General features: G+C 38.6%; 3 protein-coding genes. 2 read left to right on the top strand and 1 reads right to left on the bottom strand.

Features of this window, described 5'->3' with window-relative positions:
- Window positions 1-156: 156 nt before the first annotated feature.
- Window positions 157-1809: an iron uptake porin gene (locus tag ACP6PL_RS12540; RefSeq protein ID WP_426545596.1), complete on the bottom strand. Its 1653-nt coding sequence runs from the start codon at window positions 1807-1809 to the stop codon at window positions 157-159.
- Between the two features lie 1557 nt (window positions 1810-3366).
- On the opposite strand from ACP6PL_RS12540, the gene ACP6PL_RS12535 reads away from it, so the two are divergent.
- Both ACP6PL_RS12535 and feoB read left to right on the top strand, forming a co-directional pair.
- Window positions 3367-3978: a FeoA family protein gene (locus ACP6PL_RS12535; protein ID WP_426545595.1), complete on the top strand. Its 612-nt coding sequence runs from the start codon at window positions 3367-3369 to the stop codon at window positions 3976-3978.
- Between the two features lie 380 nt (window positions 3979-4358).
- Window positions 4359-6689, top strand: coding sequence for a Fe(2+) transporter permease subunit FeoB (feoB, locus tag ACP6PL_RS12530; protein ID WP_426545594.1), 2331 nt, complete (start codon window positions 4359-4361; stop codon window positions 6687-6689).
- Window positions 6690-6754 lie beyond the last annotated feature (65 nt).

The raw sequence follows: 6754 nt of genomic DNA, 5'->3' as shown, positions 1-6754 counted from the left end.
TAACCAGAGGTAATTATCAATTATCCATTATCAATTATCAATTAATGAACTATCTGTTTGATTTTAAATATCTTAAAGTAATCCTTTTTTTGAGATGATTATAATATCACAATTATCGGCGATCACACTAATTATGTGAGCGATCGCCGATTTTAGTTAAAACTTAAACTGAGTCCGGAATGTACTAACCCAAATAGTATCATTAACATCATCGTGATTAGGATTAGTAATCACAAACAAACCAGGAGTCAAAGAGATATTATCATTAACTTGAATACGATAAATTGCCTCTATATGTATAGATGTATCATCATCCTTCAATGAATCATCATCACCCCCATCAGTCACAATAGGAGGTACACCTACCATCAAACCACCAAGATTTCCTTCTCTCAATAAGTCTGGGAAAGCAAAATAGAACATTCCATTAATGATAGTAATATCATCATCATCACTATTCTCAGTTTCTGGTCGCGCCCAGGTGGAACCAAACCAACCTCCCACTTCCAACTTTTCATTCACTCTCCAATGAGCTTGCAACCCAACGTTATCAGCAGTCGTGGCAATACCATCAAAAGGATCTTGAGCTTTGAAACTACCAGTACCATTAGTAATATCTACCCCATCGTCACCCCAATACTTACGCACATAACCTAGAGTAAATGCCAAGCTATCGTTAGGTTCAATCACAAGCTGACCTAATGCACTGTAAGCACCATTGAATGCACCAGCACCTTCTTGAGGATTTGCCGGATCGTCTGCTAAATAAGCTACATTTACCTGAAACTTATCATTAAATGCGTAGCTAAAACCAACACCTGCATTAGCTGGACCGCGGAACATGGTAGGGTCGCGTCGTCCGAATCGAGAGATAGTGCCATCCCCTTCATCTGCAAAGGGTGTTAGAACTACAGAAACGTCATCTAGGTCAACTCCAATAGGACCGATGAGAGCTTGGGCACGTTCTCCAATGGGAAACTGATAGAACATTAGGTCAATACCAAAATCATCACTACCATCACCTTCATCAATAGAGGCAAGAGTCATTAAGGTATTGGTGAGTTCTGGTTCGCTCAACTCATTAAGATTATTAGCTTGTAGACGAGTAAAGAGCAAATCTTCTCCAGTAAAGCTAGACTCAAACTCTAGCCTGACACGATAAGAAAGAGAGGTCTCGGTTTTGTCATTGCCAGAAGATTCTCCACGGGCTGATGCTCTTTCTCCAAAGGTATCATTTAACCAAAACAGAACTTCTCCGTTAAGTTTAGTAGTAGTTGAAAATTGATTGCTTTCTAGTTCAGCGGTGCGTGCTTCCAAAGAATCTACACGACCGCGCAATGCAGCTAGTTCGGCTGCAAATTCTTCTTGTAGTCGTTGCAATACAGCTAAGTCTTCTCTAGTAACTAGGTTAGTGGTTGCTGCGGCGATTAATTCTGTAATTCTGTCTAGGCAAGCATTTAATCCGGCAGCAAATTCAAAGCGAGTCATGGCGCGGTTGCCTTTGTAGGTGCCGTCGGGATAACCTGCGATACAACCATAACGTTCTACTAATGATTGTAATGCTTGGAATGCCCAATCTGTGGGCTGTACGTCTGATAATTGGGAGACAGATGTCACCTGATCTATTGTCTCTTCTGCTTCTAGCTCAGATACGGTAGGCATTGCTAATGAGGGGTCATCCATAGGTAGGGGACGAAATGCCTGGGCAATTTGTATTGGGGGAGTGGCCTGAGCAGGATTGGCGATCAATAATGTGGTACTAAGAATACAGGGGCTATATTTTCTGACTTTATTAAAAATAATTTTCATTAATTTTTGCCTCACACCTATTAATTGTTCATGGTATCCCGTACTTAGTAAAGGATAAAAACCAAATAAAATCCTAACTGACTGCTTGGCAAGGCTTGTCAGAAGATAATGAATTATTGAGTTTTCATATTATTAACTCTTTATTTGGAAGTGTCAAGTCTAAAAAATTAATAGCCTCTTTCTTAGAAAAAATCTTTTTAACAGGACTTATACAAAAACACTATATAATATAGCGCATACTAATTTAGGCAATTGCTGACGCAAAGCTCTGCTCCTAAGGTCATGCTCCGCAAACATATTGCGTAGCGAAACGCTATAATTTTTTTTAGGTATCGCCCAGCATTAGTGATCCTATTATTTGAGTTGATTTATCATTTCAACAGCTTCTAAATGGATGGTATCAGCAACAGGTATTAAGCCAATAATTTATTGTAATTGTGTGATAAAAATAACTGTTTTTTCCTGTTTTTGGAGGCGGTTACTTTCATCTAAAAAGTAGGAAATAAAGTGATTTACTTCTGAGTTAATTAAATTTTCTTTGCCGACTATATCTCCAATTGCATAAGCTGTTACTAGAATTAATAGTGCTAAACCAACCCAATTAATTTGTAAATAAAACCAATTAAAACAAATAATTACAGCACAGGTTCTTGCAGCAAATATTTCTGGATAATATTGAGCAACTTGTAGGTATTAAGGCAGAGAAAAGTTTTTGTGATTCATAGGAGTTGAAGATGGTTTTTACGCAATTTTTTTCAACATAGTTCTGATGAACGGCACTTTAGTAAAAAAAACTGGTAGTCCTGCTCCCATAATGGTCAGAATATACATTTTATTCCTACACTCCCCACACTTCCTATACCATTACTATGCAACACCATCCTATTTTTTACTTCTGTTTTGTGTAAGTCCCATTAGCGAGATACGTTCATCTTCTCAAGCCTACTTCTTAATCATTTCTTAACTTAATCGGCAAAAATTTTCAATGGATTATGATAGTATGATTTATAGCTATTAATTAGAAAAAAAATCAATTAATTATTAAGAATTATTTTTAATTAATTCAAGTTCAAGTTAAATTAATTACCACAATTGCCCCTAGTTAATTGCTAATATACTTATCACTTTATACAGTGATAAAAATTGCTAAAACTTTTACCTTGTAAAGCTTGTAGCCATCAAAAAATAAAAAATACTATCAACCATTGCTATATCTAAAGTTATAGCAATTTTTCTATCCCACATTCTGCACCACTATGGGTAGTATTTATATTTAGCCTTTGACAGCTACTGCTAAGTTCAAAAATTAATAATTAATAATTACCTTTTCTGTAATAGAAGGATTGCCTAAAAAAAATTTTCTTTTTTCTCCATGAATGGAGAGGCTTTATACCTTAATTTTTCGGTAATTATAAAATACGAAACCTCTAAAATGTTGCTTCTATCTAAACTGATAACTTTTTTAATATATCAAATTTTTTAGTTAAATTTTGATTAAAAAATAAATCAAAATTAAGTTATTAGTTATTGCAAAATTTAGTATTTAAGGAGCTTGAGATGGATTGGAAAGTGAATCACACTGATGACAAAATTGTCTCTCCTAGTCGCATAGATTGGAAATTTGACTTTTTTAATGAGTTGAGTAATGCTCAAATTGATATGGATGAAGCTAGGCCAACAGTTAAGGATAATAACTCCTATCCCCTATCACAAACAACAGTTGGACAAAAGGTTTGGTTAGTTGGTTTTCAGGGACAAGGAGGAATTAATCGCCTCTTAGGAATGGGATTAACTCCAGGGGCTCAATTGCAAATTATCAGCGCTCAACCTAGTGGTTCGGTTCTAGTTGCCATAGAAGATAACCGGATTGGTGTGGGTTCGGGAATGGCCAACAAAATTTTAGTGAGTGACCAAGAAAACATGAAAAATCAAACAAAGACAATATTGTTGCGAGAAATGGCAGAAGGAACTGAAGGCAGAGTTGTCCGTTATAACGAAGTCAAACGAGGCTATAAGAAAAAACTGTTGTCGATGGGGATGACTCCTGGGGTAACATTTAAGGTAATTCGGGTAGCACCTTTCGGAGATCCAGTAGAGATTCTCGTCAGAGATTTTCATCTAAGCTTACGCAAAGAAGAGGCAGATGCTTTAGTAGTTGAGGCTGTCTAGGTAGATAGCTAAATTTTGGGATGGCGGAAGTAATACCGTTGCAGGGAAATTATGTACTCGATGCGTAATTCTGAAGTTTCCATTTCCTACGGAAACGCTTCACAAAGAGAATGTAAGACACACATCTGACAGTCAAAATCATATTTTATCGGCTCAACACTTTTTGCTGTACGACATGAAAGATGGGCAAAGTGAATTGGTATAAGGTATGAAATTTCTGAGTTAGTCAGATGAAAATCCAAGTTTGATGAGCTAAGTGGTATACGCCTTACTGCTCTGGTGAAACGAAAAAAACTACTGACTACTTAAATCATCAAGTCATTCAACAAAACCTAAATTTTTCTCTAAGAACAAGTTCTCAATTCTAATCTTCAAAACTAATGTTAAAACCCATTATTGCCCTCATTGGTAATCCCAATTGTGGGAAAACAACCCTTTTTAATGCCCTAACAGGAGCCAACCAACGTACAGGTAACTGGCCTGGCGTAACTGTAGATCGCAAAGAAGGTCAGTTTCGGCATCAAGGACGAGAAATTACCCTAGTAGACTTACCTGGAGTTTACTCTCTTGACGTAGAAGAAGAGGGAACAGGGATGGATGAACTGGTGGCGCGGGATTACCTCCTGTCTGGGGAAGCTGATTTAATCATTAATATCGTTGATAGCTCGAATTTGGAGCGTAATCTCTATTTAACAACACAAATCATGGAGATGAGGCTACCAATGATTGTTGCCCTCAATATGATGGATGTAGCCCAAGACCGAGGTATTTCTATCAATGCCGATCTTTTACGAGAACGGTTAGGATGTCCAGTTATCCCGATGAATGCTGCTAGAGAAGAAGGTATCAAACCCTTATTGGATACGGTGGGAGAACTGGTGAAAAATATCAGTCGTTCGCCGAGCTATGTTGCTTATCCAGCAGTGATTGAAGATGCCTTAGCAGAATTGGTTCCCTACATCATTGAACACAGTAGCAAACGCATTGTCGAACCTCGCTGGACAGCTTTAAATTTACTGCAATATGAAGACCAAGTTGCTCCAGAATTAGGGGGGAAAGACTTGGAAAAAATTGTCGTCACACATCGTCGTCAAATCCATCAGGTATTGGGGGAAGATATTGATATTATTATTGCTGACAGCCGTTATGGTTTTATTCGCCAATTAACCCAAGGAGCTACGGAACGCATTGGTGAAGCCAGTAGTACAATGTCCGATCGCTTAGATCGGATTGTCCTCGATCGTTGGCTAGGAGTTCCCATTTTCTTTTTAGTCATGTATCTCATGTTTCTGTTTACCATCAACGTCAGTGCTGCCTTTATTGATTTCTTTGATATTGCTGCAGGCACGATTTTTGTTGATGGTTTAGCTAATCTTCTGGAAGGAATGGGTATACCAGGGTGGTTAATTGCTCTCTTAGCTGATGGAGTTGGGGGAGGCATTCAAACTGTTGCCACTTTTATTCCTGTAATTGGGTTTATGTTCCTGTTCTTGTCAATTCTGGAAGATTCAGGCTACATGGCACGAGCTGCTTTTGTGATGGATAGGTTAATGCGGTTAGTAGGATTACCAGGAAAATCCTTTGTACCGATGTTAGTGGGATTTGGCTGTAATGTTCCAGCAATTATGGCTACACGGACTTTAGAAAATTCCCGCGATCGCCTAATGACTATTATGATGAATCCCTTCATGTCTTGTGGGGCGAGACTTCCCGTATATGCTCTGTTTGCTGCAGCTTTTTTTCCTATCGGTGGACAAAATATTGTGTTTGGACTCTATCTTTTAGGCATTGTTGCAGCAATTTTTACAGGGGTAGTGATGAAAAATACCCTTCTCAAAGGAGAAGTAAGTCATTTCGTCATGGAATTACCACCCTACCATCTACCCCGAATGAAAGGGGTATTAATCCGAACCTGGGAACGGTTAAAGGCATTTTTGTGGAAAGCTGGCAAAGTTATTGTCTTGATGGTGATAGTTTTGGGATTGTTAAACTCTATTGGCATGGACGGATCTTTTGGAAACCAAGACAGCGAAAAATCTGTTCTCAGTAGCACCAGTCGAGCTGTCACCCCCATTTTTAGTCCAATGGGAGTTACAGAGGAAAATTGGCCAGCAACAGTAGGAATTTTCACTGGAGTCTTTGCTAAAGAAGCTATGGTGGGAACCCTAGATTCGATTTACGGACAATTAGCCAAAGAAGATAATCCCGATGCAGAAACTGAGTCAGAAGGTTTTAGCTTCTGGGGAGGTATTGGGGAAGCATTTGCTAGCATTCCCGCTAATTTAGCCGATTTACCCAATCAACTACTAGATCCCCTGGGGTTAAATATTGGAGATACTCAAGACGTAGAAACGGCGGCTGAGGAACAGGAAGTACAGTTAGGAACATTTGGAGCTATGGTGAAGCGGTTTGATGGCAAAGTAGGGGCATTTTCTTATTTGTTATTTGTGCTGCTCTACTTCCCCTGCGTTTCAGCAACGGCGGCTGTTTATCGAGAAACTAATCTTGGATGGATGCTGTTTGTAGCCTTGTGGACAACTGGATTAGCATATATTGTAGCTACTGTTTTCTATCAAGTTTGTACCTTTGGACAACATCCGGCCTTTTCCTTGATGTGGATTGTAGGTTCATTGGTATTTACGGGTTGTACCTTGGTTATGATGAAATTAGCTCAACCCGTTCGGTTAAGAAGTCAGCAACAAATTACTTGAAGAAAGGAGCCAGGAGTCAGAATACAGGAGTCAGAATCAATTGGTTGTGGATTCCCAATAGAACT

The sequence above is a fragment of the Dapis purpurea BLCC-M126 genome, from assembly GCF_050015975.1.
Taxonomy (GTDB): Bacteria; Cyanobacteriota; Cyanobacteriia; order Cyanobacteriales; family Microcoleaceae; genus Trichodesmium.
The sequence above is the reverse complement of the archived record's forward strand: the minus strand, read 5'-3'. Positions and strand labels throughout refer to the sequence as shown.

Coding starts and splice junctions, on each gene's coding strand:
- ACP6PL_RS12540 (WP_426545596.1), bottom strand. CDS start 1,809: ATGAAAATTATTTTTAATAAAGTCAGAAAATATAGCCCCTGTATTCTT.
- ACP6PL_RS12535 (WP_426545595.1), top strand. CDS start 3,367: ATGGATTGGAAAGTGAATCACACTGATGACAAAATTGTCTCTCCTAGT.
- feoB (WP_426545594.1), top strand. CDS start 4,359: ATGTTAAAACCCATTATTGCCCTCATTGGTAATCCCAATTGTGGGAAA.